This window comes from Streptomyces sp. NPDC046716 (genome assembly GCF_040645755.1).
Classification (GTDB): Bacteria; Actinomycetota; Actinomycetes; order Streptomycetales; family Streptomycetaceae; genus Streptomyces.
In genome coordinates this window covers 84,905-104,134 of record NZ_JBEYYU010000004.1, presented here as the reverse complement: position 1 = coordinate 104,134, position 19,230 = coordinate 84,905, and the positions used below count along the sequence as shown (strand labels likewise).

16 protein-coding genes are annotated in these 19,230 nt (G+C 71.9%); 4 read left to right on the top strand and 12 right to left on the bottom strand.

Features of this window, described 5'->3' with window-relative positions; genetic code table 11:
- Positions 1-4: 4 nt before the first annotated feature.
- Genes ABZ930_RS04490 through ABZ930_RS04465 form a run of 6 tightly spaced genes read right to left on the bottom strand, consistent with a single transcriptional unit; the run spans position 5 to position 6,015 of the window.
- Positions 5-862, bottom strand: coding sequence for a phosphogluconate dehydrogenase C-terminal domain-containing protein (locus ABZ930_RS04490; RefSeq protein ID WP_361541283.1), 858 nt, complete (start codon positions 860-862; stop codon positions 5-7).
- 2 nt (positions 863-864) lie between these two features.
- Positions 865-1,665 (bottom strand): TIM barrel protein, encoded by an 801-nt coding sequence (locus tag ABZ930_RS04485; protein WP_361541280.1) that lies wholly within the window; start codon positions 1,663-1,665, stop codon positions 865-867.
- Positions 1,665-2,435: a triose-phosphate isomerase family protein gene (locus tag ABZ930_RS04480; protein WP_361541277.1), complete on the bottom strand. Its 771-nt coding sequence runs from the start codon at positions 2,433-2,435 to the stop codon at positions 1,665-1,667. The genes ABZ930_RS04485 and ABZ930_RS04480 overlap by 1 nt, the downstream gene beginning before the upstream one ends.
- On the bottom strand, positions 2,435-2,908 hold the full coding sequence (locus ABZ930_RS04475) for a ribose-5-phosphate isomerase (protein WP_361541274.1): 474 nt from the start codon (positions 2,906-2,908) through the stop codon (positions 2,435-2,437). The genes ABZ930_RS04480 and ABZ930_RS04475 overlap by 1 nt, the downstream gene beginning before the upstream one ends.
- Positions 2,909-2,929: 21 nt before the next feature.
- Positions 2,930-4,657 carry a dihydroxyacetone kinase family protein gene (locus tag ABZ930_RS04470; protein WP_361541271.1) on the bottom strand — a complete coding sequence of 576 codons (1,728 nt, stop codon included), beginning with the start codon at positions 4,655-4,657 and terminating at the stop codon, positions 2,930-2,932.
- Positions 4,654-6,015 carry an MFS transporter gene (locus ABZ930_RS04465; protein ID WP_361541268.1) on the bottom strand — a complete coding sequence of 454 codons (1,362 nt, stop codon included), beginning with the start codon at positions 6,013-6,015 and terminating at the stop codon, positions 4,654-4,656. Before ABZ930_RS04465 ends, ABZ930_RS04470 begins: the two co-directional genes overlap by 4 nt.
- Before the next feature lie 261 nt (positions 6,016-6,276).
- Between ABZ930_RS04465 and ABZ930_RS04460 the strand changes: the two genes are divergently transcribed.
- Positions 6,277-7,032 (top strand): FadR/GntR family transcriptional regulator, encoded by a 756-nt coding sequence (locus tag ABZ930_RS04460; RefSeq protein WP_361541265.1) that lies wholly within the window; start codon positions 6,277-6,279, stop codon positions 7,030-7,032.
- Between the two features lie 64 nt (positions 7,033-7,096).
- On the opposite strand, the gene ABZ930_RS04455 is transcribed toward ABZ930_RS04460, so the two are convergent.
- The 6 genes from ABZ930_RS04455 to ABZ930_RS04430 are packed head-to-tail and all read right to left on the bottom strand — an operon-like array spanning position 7,097 to position 14,404.
- The gene (locus ABZ930_RS04455) at positions 7,097-8,023 is read right to left on the bottom strand and encodes a GNAT family N-acetyltransferase (RefSeq protein WP_361541262.1); all 927 of its coding nucleotides are present in this window, start codon (positions 8,021-8,023) and stop codon (positions 7,097-7,099) included.
- The gene (locus tag ABZ930_RS04450; protein ID WP_361541259.1) at positions 8,020-10,134 is read right to left on the bottom strand and encodes a peptidase C14; all 2,115 of its coding nucleotides are present in this window, start codon (positions 10,132-10,134) and stop codon (positions 8,020-8,022) included. Before ABZ930_RS04450 ends, ABZ930_RS04455 begins: the two co-directional genes overlap by 4 nt.
- Before the next feature lie 7 nt (positions 10,135-10,141).
- Positions 10,142-11,008: an SDR family oxidoreductase gene (locus tag ABZ930_RS04445; protein ID WP_361541256.1), complete on the bottom strand. Its 867-nt coding sequence runs from the start codon at positions 11,006-11,008 to the stop codon at positions 10,142-10,144.
- On the bottom strand, positions 11,005-11,847 hold the full coding sequence (locus tag ABZ930_RS04440; protein WP_353940907.1) for an amidohydrolase family protein: 843 nt from the start codon (positions 11,845-11,847) through the stop codon (positions 11,005-11,007). Before ABZ930_RS04440 ends, ABZ930_RS04445 begins: the two co-directional genes overlap by 4 nt.
- Positions 11,844-13,034: a mandelate racemase/muconate lactonizing enzyme family protein gene (locus tag ABZ930_RS04435; RefSeq protein ID WP_361541252.1), complete on the bottom strand. Its 1,191-nt coding sequence runs from the start codon at positions 13,032-13,034 to the stop codon at positions 11,844-11,846. Before ABZ930_RS04435 ends, ABZ930_RS04440 begins: the two co-directional genes overlap by 4 nt.
- On the bottom strand, positions 13,034-14,404 hold the full coding sequence (locus tag ABZ930_RS04430) for an aspartate aminotransferase family protein (RefSeq protein ID WP_361541249.1): 1,371 nt from the start codon (positions 14,402-14,404) through the stop codon (positions 13,034-13,036). Before ABZ930_RS04430 ends, ABZ930_RS04435 begins: the two co-directional genes overlap by 1 nt.
- A gap of 230 nt (positions 14,405-14,634) precedes the next feature.
- On the opposite strand from ABZ930_RS04430, the gene ABZ930_RS04425 reads away from it, so the two are divergent.
- From ABZ930_RS04425 to ABZ930_RS04415, 3 genes are all read left to right on the top strand, one after another.
- Positions 14,635-15,459, top strand: a complete 825-nt coding sequence (locus ABZ930_RS04425) for an IclR family transcriptional regulator (protein ID WP_361541247.1) — start codon at positions 14,635-14,637, stop codon at positions 15,457-15,459.
- Between the two features lie 310 nt (positions 15,460-15,769).
- Positions 15,770-17,926, top strand: coding sequence for a peptidase C14 (locus ABZ930_RS04420; RefSeq protein ID WP_361541244.1), 2,157 nt, complete (start codon positions 15,770-15,772; stop codon positions 17,924-17,926).
- A gap of 34 nt (positions 17,927-17,960) precedes the next feature.
- Positions 17,961-19,220 (top strand): Gfo/Idh/MocA family oxidoreductase, encoded by a 1,260-nt coding sequence (locus tag ABZ930_RS04415; RefSeq protein ID WP_361541241.1) that lies wholly within the window; start codon positions 17,961-17,963, stop codon positions 19,218-19,220.
- Positions 19,221-19,230 lie beyond the last annotated feature (10 nt).

The following is a 19,230-nucleotide window of genomic DNA, read 5'->3' as shown; positions in this document are numbered from 1 at the left end:
CGCTCTAGCGCTTGATCTCCTTGATCTTCAGCATGCGCGTGATGACCTTGTCGAGCTCGGCGTCGTCGAAGACCTTCTTCCAGTCGTCGCGGACGATCGACTCGCGGCCGTAGTCCATGGCGATGAGGCAGGCGTCGGAGAACGGGTTGGAGCCCTTGAGGGTGTTGGCGAGGGCGACCTGGGTGTGGCCGAGGAGCATCGCGCGGGCCGCCTTCTCGGGGACGCCGACGGTGTGCACGGTCTCGTGCAGGGCCTCGGTGAGCAGCGCGCCGACCATGCAGGCGATGGTCTCGACGAGCGTCGGCTCCAGGACGGCGAGCTGCTTGACGGTCACCCAGTGGACGTCGACCACGGGCGCGTACATGACGCGGATGACGGAGTCGGCCAGCGCCTGCTTGTCGGCGTCGCCGCCCTCGTACGCGGCGACGACCTCCTGCGGGGCGGCGATGCCGCCGAAGGTGTCCTGCCACTCCTCCTTGGTGGTGCGCTCCAGGAAGACGGACGGGTGGCAGGGGTGGGCGCAGGCGTAGTGCACGTCGTCGCGGGCGAAGAGCAGGCCCGCGTAGGCGGCGGCCGGGTCGAGGGTGAGGACGACGGCGCCCGGCTTCATCAGCGGCACCAGCTGCTCGGAGACGGTGCCGAGGACGATGTCGGGGACCGCGAGGATCACGACGTCGGCCTCCTTGGCCGCGGCGTCGGAGTCGGTCAGTTCGCGGCCGAGGGAGCGGATCAGTTCCTGCCCCTTCTCGGAGGCCTCGCTGAAGAGGACCCGGAAGTCGCTCTCCACCAGGTTGTTGGAGACCCGCTGGCCCATCTTGCCGGCGGCCCCGATGACGGCGACGGTCTTGTTCTCGGTGGCCATGGTCATGCGCTCCTCAGGAGGGTGGTGATGCTGGTGTGCGTCCACTGGTGTTCGAGCCGGGCGGTGGCTTCGAAGCCCTCGTCCTGCCACGGGAGCCAGTGCTCCACGATCTGGTTGATGCCGCGCTCGTGCGGCCGGACCGCCGCGACCATGGCGGCGTGGTCCAGGAGGCCGGTGCCCAGCGGGCAGCCGGCGTAGGTGAAGCCGACCCAGCCGTCGCGGCGGCTGAAGGCGAAGTCCTTGACGTGGATGTTCACGGTGTGCGCGGCGGTGGCCGCGACGACGTCCGCCGGGCGTTCCAGGCGGGCGACGCTGTTGCCGGGGTCGAGGACGATGCCGAGGTGGGGGTCGTCGACGCCGCGGACGATCGCCGTCAGGTCGTCGGTGGCGATCTGCTCGTACGTCTCCAGGCCGAGGGTGACCCCGGCCGCCGCGTACTTCGGCACGGCCGCACCGAGCAGGGCCACGGCCTCGTCGACGGTCGGCCGCAGGGCCGGCGTGTGCGTCATGGAGCGGACCAGGGTCACGCCCAGCTCGCCCGCCATGTCGAGGTACGTGAGCAGGTGCTCGGGGGCGATGCCGCGGGTGCCGAGTTCCAGGGTGAGGCCGAGGTCGCGGGCGGCGTCCCTGACGTCGGCGAGGCGCGCGGCGTCGTAGCTCTCGATGGCCGGGTAGTCGCAGATCTGGAAGACCTGGCCGCCCAGTTCCTTGGTGTCGACGAGCATGTCCAGGAGCGACAGCGGCTTGGGCGCGCGCTCGGAGATCCGCCAGAAGTACGCGTAGGTGCTGATGCCGTAGGCCATCACGCCACCGCCGCGGGGGACTTCATGGCCTCGATCTCGTCGAGGATCTGCCCGACGGCCGCCGGGTCGTGGGCGAAGCGGCCCAGGAAGAGTCCGCCGGTGGAGTCGCCGAGCCGGGTGAGCAGGCCGGGGCCCGCGCTGCCGCCGTAGATCACGGTCGAACCGGCGTGCTGCGGGCGGGAGTCGAGCCAGTCGCGCAGCGCGCCGCAGACGGTCGTGATGTGGTCGGGCGAGGCGGGTTCCGGGGCGCCGATGGCCCACTGGGGCTCGTAGGCGAGGACGACGCCGCCGTGCAGGCCGTACAGGAGGCGGGCGGCCTCGGCGACGGTGCGGCGGGCGGCCTCGGCGGGGTCGACGGGGTCGAGTTCGCCGACGCACAGCACGGGGGTGAGCCGGTTGCGCAGCGCGGCCGCGGTCTTGGCGGCGACCACGGTGTCGCCCTCGCCGTACAGGCGGCGGCGCTCGGCGTGGCCGACCTCGGCGTAGCGGCAGCCGATCTCCCACAGGTAGGAGCCGGAGACCTCGCCGGTGTACGCGCCGGCGTCCTCGGTGGCGATGTCCTGGGCGCCGACGGCGACGGCGCTGCGCGCCAGGATGCCGGCCACGGGCACGATCGCCGGGAAGGCGGGGAGCACGAAGAGGCGGGCGGCGCCGCTGGTGACGGCAGGGTGCTCGTCGGCGAGTTCGACGGTCTTGCGCGCCCAGTTGAGGGTGTCGTGGTGGCCGAAGTACATCTTCAGGCTCACCCCGAGCAGGACGGGGGGTGTCATCACGCGGCCTCGGACTCGCTCTCGTAGTCCACCATCAGCTGGACCTTCGCGGCGGACGGCGAGGTCTCGTCGAAGCGGTAGGTGAGCCATTCGGCGGCGAGGCGGCGGGCCAGTTCCAGGCCGACGACGCGCTGCCCGAAGGTCAGCACCTGGGCGTTGTTGGAGAGGACCGCGCGCTCCACGGAGAAGGAGTCGTGGGCGGTGACGGCGCGGATGCCCTTGACCTTGTTGGCGGCGATGGCGACGCCGAGGCCGGTGCCGCACACGAGCAGCGCCCGGTCGGCCTCGCCGCGGGCCACGAGTTCGGCGGCCGCGATGGCGATCTCGGGGTAGGCGGTGTGCCCGTCGGCGTCCACGCCCACGTCGGTGACGGAGGCGACGAGGCCGCTGGCCTCGAAGTCCCGCTTGAGGGCTTCCTTGTACTGGAGTCCGGCGTCGTCGCAGCCGACGACGATCCGCAGCTTGTCGCTCATCTCTCGGTTCCTTAGGGGGAGTTACGGGCGGGGGGCGAGCGCGCCGTGCACGGCGCGGACGATCAGGGCGAGGGAGTGGGCGCCCGCGTCGGGCGTGCCGAGGGACTTCTCGGCGTGCGGGCGGGCGCGGCCCATGCGGGGCAGCAGCTGCGCGGTGTCGCGGGCGGCCCGCTCGGCGGCGGTGGCCGCGGTGTCCCAGGCGGCGGTCAACTCCACGTCGGCCGCGATCTGTTGGCCGAGGGTCTCGGCGAACGGGACGAGGACGTCGACCATGGTCTTGTCGCCGACCTCGGCGCCGCCGGTCTCGCGGACGCCGTCCGACGCCGCGAGGACTCCGTGGGCGACGGTCGCCGGGGTCGGCCGTTCGGTGTCGCCGAGCGTGTCGGCGAGGGCGCGCAGGACGATGCCCCACAGCGCGCCGGAGGTGCCGCCCGCCTTGTCGGCCCAGGCGTCCCCGGCGGCGGTCAGCAGGGAACCGGCGCCCGCGCCCGCGGCCCACGCGTGCTCGGCGGCGGCGTGGGCGGCGGTGGAGCCGCGCTGCATGCCGATGCCGTGGTCGCCGTCGCCGGCGACGGCGTCGATGCGACCGAGTTCGTCGGCGTGGGTGTCGACGGTGTCCTTGATGCGGCGCAGCGCGTCGAGCGCGGTGGCCGCGGTGGCGCGGGAGGCCTCGGTCGCCTCGTAGGGCCGCTCGTCCCGCGCCGTGTCGTCCGGCTCCTCGTCGGCGAGGGCGGTCTCGGGGACCGCGCCCTTGCGGAAGGCGGGGGTGTCGGCGGGCGCGGTCCACAGGGCTTCGAGGTCGCCGTCGAGCCAGGTCAGGGTGAGGGAGACGCCCGCCATGTCGAAGCTGGTGACGAGTTCGCCGACCTCGGGGTCGACGATCGTGACCCCGGCCCCGGTGAGCAGCTGCGCCACGCGGCGGTAGACGACGAAGAGCTCCTCGTACTTGACCGAGCCGAGGCCGTTGAGGATGACGGCGGCGCGCTGTCCGCGCGGGTCGGTGACGTCCGCGGGCAGCTCCTTCAGGAGGGCGGAGACGAGGAGGTCGGCTGCCTCGTCGGCGGTGGGCACGGCCTCCTCGCCGATGCCGGGCTCGCCGTGGATGCCGAGGCCGACGGCCGTGCGGCCCTCGGGGACGGTGAACAGCGGGTGGTCGGCGCCCGGCAGGGTGCAGCCGGAGAAGGCGATGCCGAAGGAGCGGGTACGGGCGTTGGCGCGCTCGGCGGCCTCCGCCACTTCCGCGAGCGGGCGGCCCTGTTCGGCGGCGGCGGCCGCGGCCTTGAAGACGGGCAGGTCGCCCGCGATGCCACGGCGCTTGTGGGACTCGGCGGGGGCGGCGCTGGATATGTCGTCGGTGACGGCGAAGGTGCGGGTGGGTATGCCGTCGGCGGTCAGGCTCCGGGCGGCCTGTCCGAAGTGCAGGACGTCGCCCGCGTAGTTGCCGAAGAGGAGCAGGACGCCGCCGTCGGCCTGGGCGGCCCGGGCGACCGTGGCGATCTGCTGGGCGGACGGCGAGGCGAAGACGTTGCCGACGGCGGCGCCGTGGGCGAGCCCCTGGCCGACCAGGCCGGAGAAGGCCGGGTAGTGGCCGGAGCCGCCGCCGATGACGACGGCGACCTGGCCCGGCGTCTTCGCGGTGGCGCGCACCACGCCGCCCCGGACGGGGCGCACCCAGCGGCGGTGGGCGGCGGCGAAACCTTCGAGGGCCTCGTCGGCGAAGGCTGCGGGGTCGTTGTAGAGGCGGGTCATCGCAGGAGGTCCTTCTCGGTGGTGGTGCGCGTGCGGGAGGCGAGCCGGATCATCAGCGCGGCGGAGAGCAGCATCAGGGCGCCCACCAGGTAGAGGGGCACGTAGTAGGCGCCGGTCCAGTCCTTGAGCCAGCCGGTGATGTAGCTGGCGGCGAAGCCGGCGACGTTGCCCGCCGTGTTGATCAGGGCGATGCCCGCTGCGGCGGCGGCCCCGGTCAGGAAGCGGGAGGGCACGGCCCAGAACACCGGAAGGGCGGCGAAGATCGAGCAGGCGGTGACGGTGATGACGGCGACGGTCGCGGTCGGCGAGCCCATGTACAGGGCGAGCGGGATCGAGAGGCCGCCGACGATCGCCGGGGCGGCGACGTGCCAGGTGCGGGTGCCGTGGCGGGTGGCGTGGCGGGACCAGAAGTAGAGGACGACGGCTGCGGGCAGGTACGGGATCGCGGTGATCCACGCCTTGTCCATCACACTGAACGTGGTGTCGTACTGCTCCTGGAAGCCGTTGATGATCGTCGGCAGGAAGAACGCGAGCGCGTACAGGCCGTAGACGAAGCCGAAGTAGACGAGGGCGAGGGTCCACACCCGGCTGTTGGTGAAGGCGGCCTTCAGGTCGCCCTTGGCGTGGGCGGCGTCGTGGCCGGTCTTGCCGGAGTTCTCGGCGGCGAGCTCGGCGGTGAGCCAGTCCTTCTCCTCGGTGCTGAGCCACTTCGCGTCGGCGGGCCGGTCGATCAGGTAGAACCAGGCGATGACGCCGAGCAGGATCGCCGGGATGGACACGAAGAGGAACATCACGCGCCAGCCCTCGAGGCCGAAGAGGCCGTGGTGGCCGATCAGCCAGCCCGCGAGCGGGGCGCCGAAGACCGTGGTCAGCGGCTGGGCGAGGTAGAAGAGGCCGAGGATCTTGGTGCGGTGGCGGCTGGGCACCCACTGACTGAGGAAGAGGATGGCGCCGGGGAAGAACCCGGCCTCCGCGACACCGAGCAGGAAGCGCAGCGTGTAGAGCTCGCCGCTGCTGTTCACCCAGGTGAACAGGAGCGAGACGATGCCCCAGGTCACCATGATCCGGGCGAGCCAGCGGCGGGCGCCGAAGCGGTGCAGGGCCATGTTGCTCGGGATCTCGAGCACGATGTAGCCGATGAAGAAGACCCCGGAGGCGAAGCCGAACTGGGCGGCGGTGAGCGCCAGGTCGTCGCCCATTCCGTTGGGTTCCGCGAACGACACGGCCGTCCGGTCCAGGTAGTTCACGAAGAACATCAGGGCCACGAAGGGCACGAGACGGATCGAGATCTTCCTGATGGCCGACGTCTCGACGGCTGATCGCGACTCCGGCACGGGTGGCGCGGTGCTGGCAGGCATGGCGGCTCCTCGACTCTCCGGACAACTCTGTCCGGACTGGCGGCACTCTCGGCGCCCGGGACACGTCAGCAGGGGCTGACCCCACCCGGTGGGCCGATCCGCTCGTCACGCTATGCCCGATTCTCAAATTGGTCACCAATTTACCAATGTGGTGAGCGTCGCACTTGTCCGTCGTGGTTGAACCCTTGACAAAGGGGGTGCGCCGGTCGCAGTATGCGGGCGGGAGCCGGTCCCGGCGGGGTGTCTGGTCTACTGGTGACCGTGACCAGCCAGCCCTCCTCCCCCGCCTCAGAACCCCAGCCGGACCTCGCCCGGCTCCTGCGCCCCGTGGTGCGGGAGTCCTCGGTGAGCGAGGTCGCCAAGCGGCTGCTCGACCACCTCTCGGCGGGCAACATCAGGCCGGGCACCCGGCTGCCGGCCGAACGCCAGCTCGCCGAGGCGCTCGGCGTGGCGCGTTCCAGCGTGCGCGGGGCGCTGTCGGCGCTCGACGTGCTCGGCATCGTCGAGATCCGGCCGGGTTCGGGGTCGTACGTGCGCGAGGGCACCTCGGAGTTCCTGCCGCGCGCGATCAACTGGGGCCTGATGCTGGGGCAGCGGCGCACCCAGGACCTGGTCGAGGTGCGCACCTACATGGAGGGGGTCTCGGCGCGGCTCGCCGCCGAGCGGGCCACCGACGAGGACGTGGCGCGCCTGGAGGAGCACCTGCGGCACATGCGCGAGGCGGGCGGGGACGTCAGGGCGTTCGTCGACGCCGACATCGCCTTCCACCTGGAGTGCGCGAACATCGCGCGCAACACGGTGCTGAGCGACATCCTGCACAGCATCCGGGCGCTGCTCCAGGTCTGGATGGAGCGGGTCAACGACATCGAGGGCACCGTCACCGGCACCCTCTGCGAGCACGACGCCGTGCTGGAAGCCATCCGGTCGCGCGACCCCGAGGCCGCGGACCGGGCGATGGCCGAGCACATGCGGATGGCGAGCGAGCGACTGCAGACGTCGATCGGCGACCCCGCCTGACGCCTGTCCCGGCGCGTCCGGCGAGGCCGTCGACGACCGGTGCTCGCGGGCCGCGGGCCCGCTCTCAGAAGGAGTCGCCGTACCAGTAGGCGGCGCCGGGCGCGGCCAGGGTGCGTTCCACCGTGCGGGCCGGAGTGAGCAGCGGGCGGTACATGCCCGTCGTGTCGGTGCCCCGCGTCACGGCGTCGGCCCGCAGCAGCCGGGGCAGGGCGCGCTCGGCGCCGGGCGAGGACGGGAGCCGGGTGCGGGCCCGGACGGCTCCGGCGGCGCGGGCGCGGACGGCCAGTCCCGCGTACAGGGTGCCCAGGCAGTCGTCGTCGGCGACGGCCGCTTCCAGTACCTCCGCCGTCCCGTCGGCGATCCGGGCGACGAGCCAGCCACGCGGTCCGCCCGCGCCGTCCTCGGTCACCAGGTGCAGGGTGTCGCGGCCGTACCAGGCGGGCACCCGCACCCGCCAGTCCTCGGCCGAGCGCACCGAGCCGAGCGGGCGGTGGGCGTTGTGCTCGCTCTGGAGACGGGCCAGCCGGGCGCGGTCGCCGGGACGTGCCTCGCGTACGTCGCCGGGGGCTTCCCGGGCGGCGGCGAGCGGCCCCTCGGCGTACGGGCGTGCGAACGTTCGCCAGCCCGAACCCTCGTAGACACCGGGGGTGCCGGTGAACAGCAGGGACCAGCCGCAGCCCTCCCTGGTCATGGTCGCCGTCGCCTCGGCGAGCAGGGCGCGGACCAGTCCCCTGCCCCGCGCCTCCGGCCGGGTGGCGACACTGCCGATGCCGCCGATCCGGTGCGGGGCGCCGTGGGCGTCGCGCACCGTGCGGGGGACGTACACGACGACGGCGTCGAGGGTCCCGTCGTCCCCGGCGGCGACGAACGTGCGGTGGTGGCGGCCGTCGTCGAGGGCGTACAGCGCGGGCAGGTGCGGGGCGTCGCCGAAGCAGCGGGACCACAGCGCGTACAGGGCGGGTTCGTCGGCCGCCGTGGCGGTGCGGATCACAGGAGGAGGTTTCCTTCGGTGCGCACGTGGTCGCCGTCCTTCGGCAGGGCGCTGCGGGTGGTGCCCCGCTCGACGCACGCGGTGTGCAGGACGTCGGCGCAGGCGGCGGGTTCCAGGTGGAGGCGGCCGCCGGTGAAGCGGCAGCCGGTGGCGGCGTAGTGGTTGGTGCCGTCGGTGATCCGGACGTGGGCGGTGGCCGCGTCGTCCGTGCTGGAGGCGGCGCCGGTGAGCTGCCAGGTGGCGGTGCCGGAGCCGCCGGTGGCGCGGCCGAGGAGCGCCTTCGCCTTGTTGGTGCCGGTGAGGCGGGCGCCGCCGGTGAGCTGGAGATGCTGGTCGCGCACGGCGCTCAGCTCGATCCCCGTGTCGGTGAACGTCCCGCCGTCGACGACGACTTGGGCCGATCCCACCGAGAGCGGCGCGGCGTCGGGGGCGCCCTCGACGGTGCAGTCGGTGAAGGTGACGGGGCCCGCGCCGCGCAGGACGAGTCCGTCGGCCTTCTGGATCACGCAGCGCACGAAGTGCACGGATGCGGTCACGGGGGTCTGGACGAGGACGGTGCCCGCGGGCGGGGCGAAGACGCAGTCGCTGATGACGGTGGGCCGCGTGGAGCGGGCCGAGCGCTGGGCGACGGCGAAGGTCTTCGCGGTGCAGCCGCGCAGTTGCGCGCCGTCGGCGTTGACGGTGAGGGTGCCCGCCTGGTCGAAGGTGGGGCGGGCGATGACGGTGACGTCCTCCAGGGTCAGGTCGGTGATCTTCGTGTTGGCGGTGAACCAGGAGCAGGTGTGCCGTCGTACGGTGATGCGCTTGGCCGAGATCCCCCACTGGGCGCCGGAGTTGGCGATGTCCATCAGTCCGGAGTTGCCGTCGAAGAGGAGGTCGTGCTCGTACTGGCCGTGGGTGGTGAAGGGGTTGCCGCCCGCGTCGTCGCCGTCTCCGTGGCAATTGACGACGGTGCAATAGGCCGATGCCGTCAGGTCGTTGAGGTGCCGTACGTTGCTGGTGGTGCAGTCGGCGACCCGGCCGTAGAGGCAGTAGATCTGCTGGGTGAGATAGCCGGCGCCGCCGTATTCGACGGTCGGCGGGTTCTTCAGGGAGCACTGTTCGGTACGGAACCGGGTGCACCAGCGCCGCATGATCACCGGCCAGAAGGAGCCGGTGGCGTGGATGCCGGAGACGTCGCAGTCCACCGCGTACTCGTAGGAGACGGGGTGCGATCCGGTGTACTCGTCGTCGCCCGCGCCCTCGAAGACGAGGTTGCGCACATGGGTGGCGCGGACGGGTTCGATCCGGGTCCAGGTGAGGGTGCGGCCCTCGGCGAGCGGCCAGCCGTTGAGGTATCCGACGCGGATGTGGGTGGCGTCGACGATCTCGGTGATCTCGACGAGCTTCTGCAGTTCCCGCTCGTCGCGCCCGCCGCCCGCCACCGGGGCGACCTGTACCGCCCACCACTGGCCGACCGCGAAGGCGGCCGAGTCCGGCACGGGAAAGGTGTCGGTCAGCTCGATGACCTCGGCGGGCAGTGCGTAGGTGTGGGTGGTGTCGGTGGGGGTGCCGCGGAAGGCGAGGACGGCGCCGAAGGGGTTGTCGTGGGTGTTGGCCTCGATGCCGGTGGTGAGCATGCGGTGGCCGTGGAAGTCGAGCTCGATGCGGGAGCGGTGCCACAGGTGGCGTTTGGTGAAGAGGAGGTCGGTGTGGGCCTCGATACGGTGGACGGCCGGGTCGTCGACCATGGCGTCCAGCGCGGCATCGGCAGGGGTCTTGGCGTCGAAGTGACCGAAGGTGCGGAAGTCGACGACTCCGGTGTGCAGTTGACGCCACCGGCCCCGGGTGGCCTTCTTCGCGGGGGCGATGACGGTGCCGCCGTTGTGGTCGGCCGTCGAGTCGGCGTCCCAGTGGACGGCCATGCCGCCGCCGTCACCGGGCTCGCGGTAACCGGCGACGATGACCACCGCCCCGTCCCGGACTCCCTTCACCGTACGCAACGCGGCGACGCTGTCGACGTGACCGACATCCTCGCGGGACGCCGCGTGCGCCGTGCCGGAGCCGGCGGCCAGGACGCCCACTCCGGTCAGTCCGGACAGCAGCAGGGCCCGTCTGCGTGACTCGTCCATCGGGACGTCACTCCTCAGATGTCGTGGGACTGGCTTGGGACGTAAGGGAGTTGCGGTAGGGCGGCATGAACCGCATCCGGGGCATCTGGTCGGCGAGGACCCCGCCGTCGACGACGATCCGGGCGCCGGTCACGTACGCGCCCGCGTCGGAGGCGAGCAGCAGCAGCGCCCCGACGCAGTCGTCGGGCTGGGCGTAGTGGCCGAGCGGGATGCGCTCGCGGTAGGCGGCCTCGAACGCCTCGCGGTCGAAGGGGAACTCCCCGTCGATCGGCGTCTCGACCATGCCGGGCGCGAGGGTGTTCGCGGTGATGCCGTGCGGGGCCAGCTCCACCGCGTACGTCTCGGTGAGCAGCTGCGCCGCCGCCTTGGACGCGTTGTAGTGGGCCAGGCCCGCCTCCGCGACCAGGGCGTTCTTCGAGGTGATGGTGATGACGCGGCCCCGGACGCCGTCCGCGACCATGTGCTCGGTGACGCGCTGGGTGAGGAAGAAGACGGCGTCCACGTTCACCCGCATCACGGCCGCCCAGCTCGCCGGGGTGATCTCGCCGACATGTTCCAGGGCCGCCGTGCCCGCGTTGTTGACGAGGATGTGCAGCGGGCCGCAGTCGGCGCGGACGGTGTCGGTGAAGCCGGCCAGTTCCTCGGTGCGGGCCAGGTCCTGGCCGTAGCACCAGGCGCGGCGGCCCAGTTGCTCGACGGCGGCGGCCGTGGTGGCGATGCCGTCGGCGTCCGGCAGGTCGACGAGGACGAGGTCCGCGCCGGCCTCGGCGAGGCCGACGGCGAAGGCGCGGCCGAGGCCCCGGGCCGCACCGGTCACCAGCGCGGTGCGGCCCGTCAGGTCGAAGCGGTCGACACCGCGCGCCCCGGCGCTCACGACAGCCCCAGGAGGTCGAGCGAGGGGCGCTCGATGATGGCCTCCACCGCGTCCGCGTCGAGCGGCGGAAGGCCGGGGATGCCGGGGATCGCGGCGATCTCCCGCAGCCCCTTCACCGAGTCGTCGACCGTGGTGAACGGGTAGTCGCTGCCGAACAGCAGCTTGTGCAGGACGCCGTAGTCCTGGGCGAGCCGGAGGCTGTGCCAGAGCTGGAACGGCCGGTAGTGCAGGGCGCTGACGTCCGCGTACACGTGCGGGTGCTTGCGGATGACGGCGATGCACTCGCCCTCGAAGGGATGACCCAAGTGCGCCAGGACCATGCGGAGTTCGGGGTGGCGGATGGCGACCGCGTCGAGGTGGCGGGGCATCGCGTACTCCAGCGGCGCCGCCGACACGAAGGTGGTGCCGGTGTGCACGAGGAGCGGCAGGCCGTGCCGTTCGGCGTACGCGTACAGCTCGTCGTACTCCTCGGCGGCCGGGTCGAAGCCCGCGTACATCGGCATGAGTTTGATGCCGCGCAGGCCCAGCTCCTGGTGTCCGTAGCGGAGTTCGTCCTGCCAGCCGGGCTGGGTGGGGTCGAGGGCGAGATAGCCGATGAGGCGGTCGGGGCGCTCTGCGACGTAGGCGGCGACGGCCTTGTCGTCGACCCACAGGCCGCTGCGGCGGGCCTTGCCGCCGACGACGATCGTGCGGGTGTCGGCGGGCGAACTGGCCGCGTACTCCTCCCACTTGACGGTGAGGTCGACCTCGCCCTCGTGGGCGCGGGCGGAGTCGGAGGCGAACGGGTCGGTGAAGTCGTGGCTGTGCCGGAACAGATGGGAGTGGACGTCGACGATCATGTCCGGTTCCTCTTCTCCCAGCCCTCGGCGAACATGTTCCAGAAGCGGTGGGTCGGCGGGTGCTCCTCGAAGACCTCGTCGACGAGTTCGACGCCGAGGCCGGGTGCGGTCGGCAGGTCGATGTGTCCGTCGGCGGCGAGCGGCAGGGTGCCCTCGAGGGCCTGGAAGACGTAGTCCTCCAGGAGGCCGTCGAAGGTCTCCAGGATCTTGAAGTTGGGGATGCCGAGCGCGGCGTGCACCGAAACCGTGGTGCACAGGGGTGAGTTGGAGTTGTGCGGGGCGACGAGCATGCCGTGCGTGTCGGCGATCGCGGCCAGCTTGCGGACCTCGGTGAAGCCGCCGGCCATCGACAGGTCGGGCTGGATGATGTCGACGGCCTCGGTCGCGAAGAGCTGCTTGTACTCGTAGCGGTTGTGGAAGTGCTCGCCGCCGGAGATCGGGAACGGCGCCCGCTGCCGCAGCTCGGCGTACCGCTCGATGTGGGTCCAGGGCAGCGGCTCCTCGAACCAGCCGATGTCGTACGGCTCCAGCTCGCGCAGCAGCCGGGACGCGGTCGGCATGGCGAACCGGGCGTGGCCCTCGATGAAGAGGTCGATGTCGGGTCCGACGGCCTCGCGGACGGCGGCGACGAGGTCGACGGAGCGGCGCAGTTCGGCGCGCTCCAGCTCGTGCAGGCCGGGACCGAACGGGTCGAACTTCAGGGCGGTGAAGCCCTTTTCGAGGATGGCGCGGGCCTTCGCGGCGAAGACCTCGGGGTCGCGTTCGCCGTTGTACCAGCCGTTGGCGTAGACGCGGACGCGGTCGCGGCAGGCGCCGCCGGTGAGCCGGTAGGCGGGCACGCCGAGGGCCTTGCCCATCAGGTCGTACATGGCCTGGTCGAGGCCGGACAGGGCGATGCCGCCCATGTCGCCGCCGCGCAGGAAGTCGCCCTGGTAGAGGCGGAGCCAGACCTCCTCGATGTCGAAGGGGTCGGCGCCGATGAGGTGGCGGCGAGCGAGGGACTCGGTGAGGGCGCAGACCTCCTGGCCCCGGTAGGGGTGGGTGATCTCGCCGATGCCGGACAGGCCCTCGTCGGTGTGCACGCGGACGTAGCCGAAGTCGCGCCAGGCGGTGCCGAGCATGAGGGTCTCGACGCGGGTGATGCGTCCTGCGGGGCCCGCGGGCCGGGTCGTGTTCACAGTGAGCATCAGCGGACCGCCCCACCCATCGTCGAAGCGTTCTCCAGGTCGCGCGCGCCGCCCTCGGCGAGGACGGCCTTGACTGCGGCCTCGGTGCCCTCGATCAGCCGCTCGACATCGGCGTCGGTGTGGGCGTAACTGATGTGGCTGCGCTTGAGGTTGAGGGGCAGCTCGAACAGGCCGTGGTCGAGGAGCTTGCGGCGGTAGCCGACGAACAGCGACGCGTCGTTGGCGAGCAGGTCGTCGTAGGTGCGCGGGGTGTCGGGGCCCGGCATGAAGTACGAGACGAAGACGGAGCCGTACCCGGTGACGACGGCGGGGACGCCCAGCCGCTCGTACAGCGCGGCGAGTTCGGTGCGGATCCGGTTGCCGAGGCGGTACACGTGGGCGTGGACCGGCTCCTCGCGCAGTTTGCGCAGGGTGGCGAGGGCGGCGGCGACCACGGACGGGTGGCCGTTGTAGGTGCCGGCGAAGAAGGCGGGGGCGCCGGGCCGGGTGGAGAAGAGGTCCATCAGGTCGGCCCGCCCGCCGATCGCGCCGACCGGGGCGCCGTTGGCGATGGCCTTGCCGAGGGTGGTGAGGTCGGGGGTGACACCGCAGATGGACTGCCAGCCGCCGAGGTCGTGTCGGAAGCCCGTGATGACCTCGTCGAAGATCAGGACGCTGCCGGCCTTCGTGGTCTCCTCGCGCAGGGTGGTGAGGAACTCCTGGTACGGCAGGAGGGCGCCGACGTTGTGCGGGACGGGCTCGACGATGACGGCGGCGATGTCGTGGCCGTGCTCGGCGAAGGCGCGGCGCACGGCCTCGCTGTCGTTGAACGGCAGGACGAGGGTGGCGTCGAGGACCTCGGGCAGGATGCCCGTGGAGATCGGGTCGTGGGAGCCGACCTTCTCCGGCGCCGAGATGACGTTGAGACTGACGGCGTCGTGCCAGCCGTGGTAGCAGCCCTGGAACTTGACGACGAGACGGCGGCAGGTGGCGGCGCGCGAGACGCGCAGCGCGTGGAACGTGGCCTCGCTGCCGGTCGAGGTGAGCAGCACCTTCTCGACGGACGGGATCAGCTCGACGAGCTGCTCGGCGAGTTCGACCTCGCCCTCGGTGACGCCGACGCCCATGTGTCCGAGGCGGGCGCCCGCCTCGGTGGCCGCACGGGCCACGTCGGGGTCGTTGTGGCCGAGCAGCGGCGGGCCGAACGCGGAGTGGAAGTCGGTGAACTCGCGGCCGTCGGCGGTCCGGAAGCGGGCGCCTGACGTGCCGGTGACGACGAGATCGGTGAGGCCGGGGATGCTGCGCTGGCCGCTGTTCACACCGCCGGGCACGACCGTGCGGGCGCGCTCGGCGATCCGGGCTCCGGAGGGGGCGTCCGGGCCTGAACTCATGGGTCCTGCTCCTTGCGTCGAGAGTCGTCGGTGTCAGGGGCCCTGCCCGGCCCGAGCACCCTGGCGCCATCCGCCCGGCAGTCTCCGCAGGAAGTGTTCTCACAGATGCGCTGCTTTTTCAGAACAGCGTTCTGTGGTGCAGAACACGCCTGGAGACTACGACCGGTTCCCGGGCAGGTCAACCCCCTTTGGGCGTCATCCCGAACAGGATGTGACTAGACTGTTCGGCCATGACGAACAGTGAGGGCCCAGACTCCCCACCGGCCGAGCCGAAGTACTGGGTCAAGAGCGTCGCCAGAGCCGCCGACATCCTCGAAGTCCTCGCCGCGCCCGCGCCCGGGAACGGCCTGAGCGTCACCGAGGTCGCGCAGACCTGCGGGATCTCCAAGAGCGCCGCGTTCGGCACCTTGCAGACCTTGCGCGGTTACGGTCTCGTCTCCGACGACGGCGAGGGCATGAGCCGGCGCTACCGCCTCGGCATGGGGCTGGCCCGGCTCGGCGACCGGGCCCGGTCCCAGGTGTCCCTGCGCGGTGTCGCCCACCCGGTGCTGCGCGATCTGACCGGCGAGACCGGGATGGCCTCGCGGCTCGCGGTTCCCGAGGACGGTCACGCGGTGGTCGTGGACCAGGTCGAGCTGGACCAGCGGGTCCGGCTCGACCTGCGCATGGGTCAGCGCGAGCTGCCGCACTGCACCGGGCTCGGCAAGGCGCTCCTCTCGGCGCTGCCGGACGCCGAGGCGGCGCGGGTCGTGGAGCGTTTCGGGCTGCCCCGGCGCACTCCCCGTACGATCACCGACCCCGCCACGTTCCTCGCCCACCTCAAGGACATCGACCGGGTCGGGTACGCGCTCGACGACGAGGAGGACGCCGAGGGGATCATCTGCATCGGGGCGCCCGTGCGGGACGATCACGGGGTGTGCGTCGGGGCGATCAGCATCACCGGGCTGAAGTTGGGGCTGCCTGCTTGGAAGTACCAGGAGTTGGGGGGTCAGGTCCGGGACGCTGCGCGGCGGGTCAGTTCGGCGCTGGGCTGGGTTGTCGAGGGATCCGCCTAGACGCCGTTCAAGGTTCTCTTGGTGTGCGGCTGCGGGTCGTGTGTGGCTGGTCGCGCAGTTCCCCGCGCCCCTTACGGGGCTTGACTGGCCGGAACCTTCCACGTACGGTCCCTGCCAATCAGCCGGTCGTTTTCCAGTCACCGGCGATTCACCTCGACCGATCCGCTTTCCGGTGCCTGCCCACGTCACCGGAGAACACCCTGAGCCACACCAGGAACGGTCCCTTTCCAGCCATCCGCCGCGACGGCAGCACCCCCGCAGGAACGCTCGCTCCCCTCCCTTCGGTACTTCTCGGAAGGCGAAGACCGTCATGAGCGTTCCGCAGCACCCCAGCACGACCACGAGAACCGATCGCCGCGCCCTGTTGCGCGCCTCCGGGCTCGCCGGCCTCGCCGTCGTCGGCACCGTCGCAGCCACCGGCACGGCGAGCGCCGCCTCGTCCCACGGCGACGTCACCCATGTCGACACCGTCGCCGCCCTGCGTACGGTGAAGGGAGTCCGGGACGGGGCGGTGGTCATCGTCGCCGGTTACCGCGAGCCCGGTGACGGCGGCGGCATGGCCGTCCGCTGGGACGCCGACTCGACGGACGACCACAACGGCGGCACCGTCATCGCCCCCGCGAAGAAGGCCGCCCGGGGCCGGTGGCGTCAACTGCACACCGGAGTCGTCGACTTCCGCACCTTCGGACACTTCAACGCCAAGACTCCCGCCGACGCCGCCCTGGACGCCATGGTCGACGACCCGGCCGTCCACCGTATCGAGGCCCACACCGACCTCCTCTTCACCAAACGCCACCTGTGGCACCGCTCCCGCATCGAACTCGACTTCCACGGCCACCGCATGCTCACCACCGGCATCGAGGCCAACACCCACGACAACCCCTTCGGCGCCGTCCTCGCCTTCCGCGGCACCCCCACCGACACCACCCACACCCATCAACTGGGCACGGCGATGCCGGACCTCTCCGACCTGTTCGAGGTCGGCGACTCGGGTGGCTTCGAGGTCGGCCAGTGGTGGGCCGTCGAGGTGGACGCCCTGTCGGGGAAGTACGAGAAGGAGATCCAGCGGCTCGTCCAGGTCACCGATGTCGTCGACGGCACGCACATCCGCGTCAACTACCAGATCGGCTGGGACCTCGCGGCGGGCCGGACGCTCACCTGGACCCGGGTCGACCCGGTCGACGGCGCGCATGTGCGCAATCTCGTCTTCGAGGGCGCGGGTGACGACGAACTCAGCGGCTCGCACCCGGTGTCGTACGAGTACGCGGTCCGCTGCGACGTCTCCGGCATCGAGGCGACGGGCACCTTCTGGCCCGTGGTGATGCGCCGCTGGTGCACCTTCTTCCGCACCGAACAGTGCTCGCTCGCCAACCCGAAGTCCGTCACGTACGGCGGCGCCGGTTATCTGACCCAGCAGATCTACTGTCTGTACGGGCACGTCGAGGACTGTCACACCTCCAACGCCCGGCATCTGAACGACTTCACGGCCTCCGCCTACTGCTATGTGACGAACTGTCACGGCGACGGTGACGACCAGGGCCCGTTCGTCACCCACGGCCAGTTCGAGCACGACCTCGTGTACACGGGCAACTCGGGCCTGATGACGTTCGCGAACTCCGGTGCCGCCTGGGGCGGCGCGGCCAAGCGGATCACGGTGCGGCGGCACGCCTGCTCGTGGTTCGTGGCCCGCGTCAAGGTCACCGACCTCACGCTTGAGGACGTCACCGTCATCGGCAAGCCGTCCCTCGACGGCTCCGGAATGCTGTGGGTGAACGCCGACGGCATCCAGATGCGGGGCTGCACCGCGAGCGGACCGCTCATCGTGTCGCAGGCCTCGTCGCGGTCGAAGCGGCCCAATGTGATCGCCGATTCGAGCTTCTCGTTCGCGTCCGGCGCCGAGATCACCAAGGCGGACGTCGCCGATCCGCTGACCCTGCGCGGCGTCACCCTCACCGGAGTCGGCGGCGCCGTCTTCAACGGCACCGGCCCGCTCACCCTCGACGGCTGCACGCTCACCGGCGCGGCGGACGCGGCCGCGGTCTCGTACGCGCACCGCGAGCTGACCTTCCACGGCGGTGAACTCACCGACTCCGGGGTGAAGTTGACCGCCTCCAAGGACCAGCGGCTGCGGGCCGACGGGCTGCGAATCGGCGGCGGCACCAAGGACGGCGCCCTGCTCACCCGGGCCGGCGGCGCGGACCGCACGGTCACCTGGGAGCTGGAAGGCGTCGCCTCCGACGCCGCCGACGCGAAGACCGCGCACCTCCTCGTCACGGAGGGCGTCAACCGCTACCGCGCCACCGGCTGCACCTTCACCGGCGGGCGGCTCGACCTGCGCGCCGCCGCGTTCGCCGGCTCGGGCAGCCATCTGCTGCACACCGGCTGCGTCGAGGACGGCGTCGAGCGCGCCGCCCTGCCCGACGAGGGCGCGCGCGTCGCCCACACCGCGGGCACCGTCCGCTACTGACACCCCGGCCCACCGACACCTCCAGGGAACCCCTGTGTCCACGCACACCCCGATCACCGGCCGTCCGGTCCGCGTCGCCCTCGTCGGCGCGGGCAACCGCGGTCTCACCTACGCCGAGTGGATCAAGCAGCACCCAGAGCGGGCCGAACTGGTCGCCGTCGCCGACCCGCGCCCCGCCGCGCGGGCCGCGTCCGGCGCACCCGTCCAGTACGAGGACTGGCGACCCCTCGCCGAGGAGCGGATCGCGGACGCGGTGATCGTCGCCACCCAGGACCGCGACCACGTCGAGCCGGTCCTGGCGCTGGCCCGCGCCGGGTACGCGATCCTCGCCGAGAAGCCGCTCGCGCCGACCGAGGAGGACACCCGTGCCCTGGTCGAGGGGGTGCGGGAGGCCGGGGTGCTGTTCGCCGTGTGCCACGTCATGCGGTACACGCCGTACACGGACCTGGTGAAGGAGGTCGTCGGCTCGGGCGTCCTCGGGCAGCTCGTGTCGATCGACCATCTGGAGCCGGTCGGCTGGTGGCACTACGCGCACAGCTACGTCCGCGGGCCGTGGAGCAGCGAGAAGGACTCCTCGCCGATGCTGCTCGCCAAGTCCTGCCACGACCTGGACTGGATCTCGTACGTGATGGGCGGCGCGCGGATCGAGCAGATCGCCAGCTTCGGCGGGCTGCGGCACTTCCGGCCGGAGAACGCCCCGGAGGGCTCCGCCGAGCGCTGCCTCGACTGCGCGGTCGAGGAGCAATGCCCGTACAGCGCACTCAAGTTGTACATGCCGACACTGCGCGAACAGGGTGCGGTGTGGCCGGTCACCCATGTCACCGAGGCGACCGACGAGGCGGGGCTGCTCACCGCGCTGCGCGAGGGCCCGTACGGGGTGTGCGCCTACCGCTCCGACAACGACGTGGTCGACCACCAGGTCCTCGCGATGCAGCTGTCGGGCGGGGTGACCGCCACGTTCCAGATGGTGGCGTTCACCGAGCAGACGCACCGGCAGACCCGGATCTTCGGCTCGCACGGCTGGCTGCGCGGCGACGGCGAGCGGGTCACCGTGCAGGACTTCCGCACCGGCGAGACGGTCGTGCACGAGCTCGGCGCCAGCGGGTCGAACGCGGCCGACGGGCACGGCGGCGGCGACACCGCCCTGGTCGAGGCGTTCGTGCGGGCCGTCGCGACCGGCGACCCCGGCGCGGTGCGCTCGGGGACGACGGCGTCCCTCGGCAGCCATCTCGCCGCGTTCGCGGCGGAGCGGGCCCGGCACACCGGGACGGTGCAGACCGTCCCCGTCCACTGACTTCCCCCAA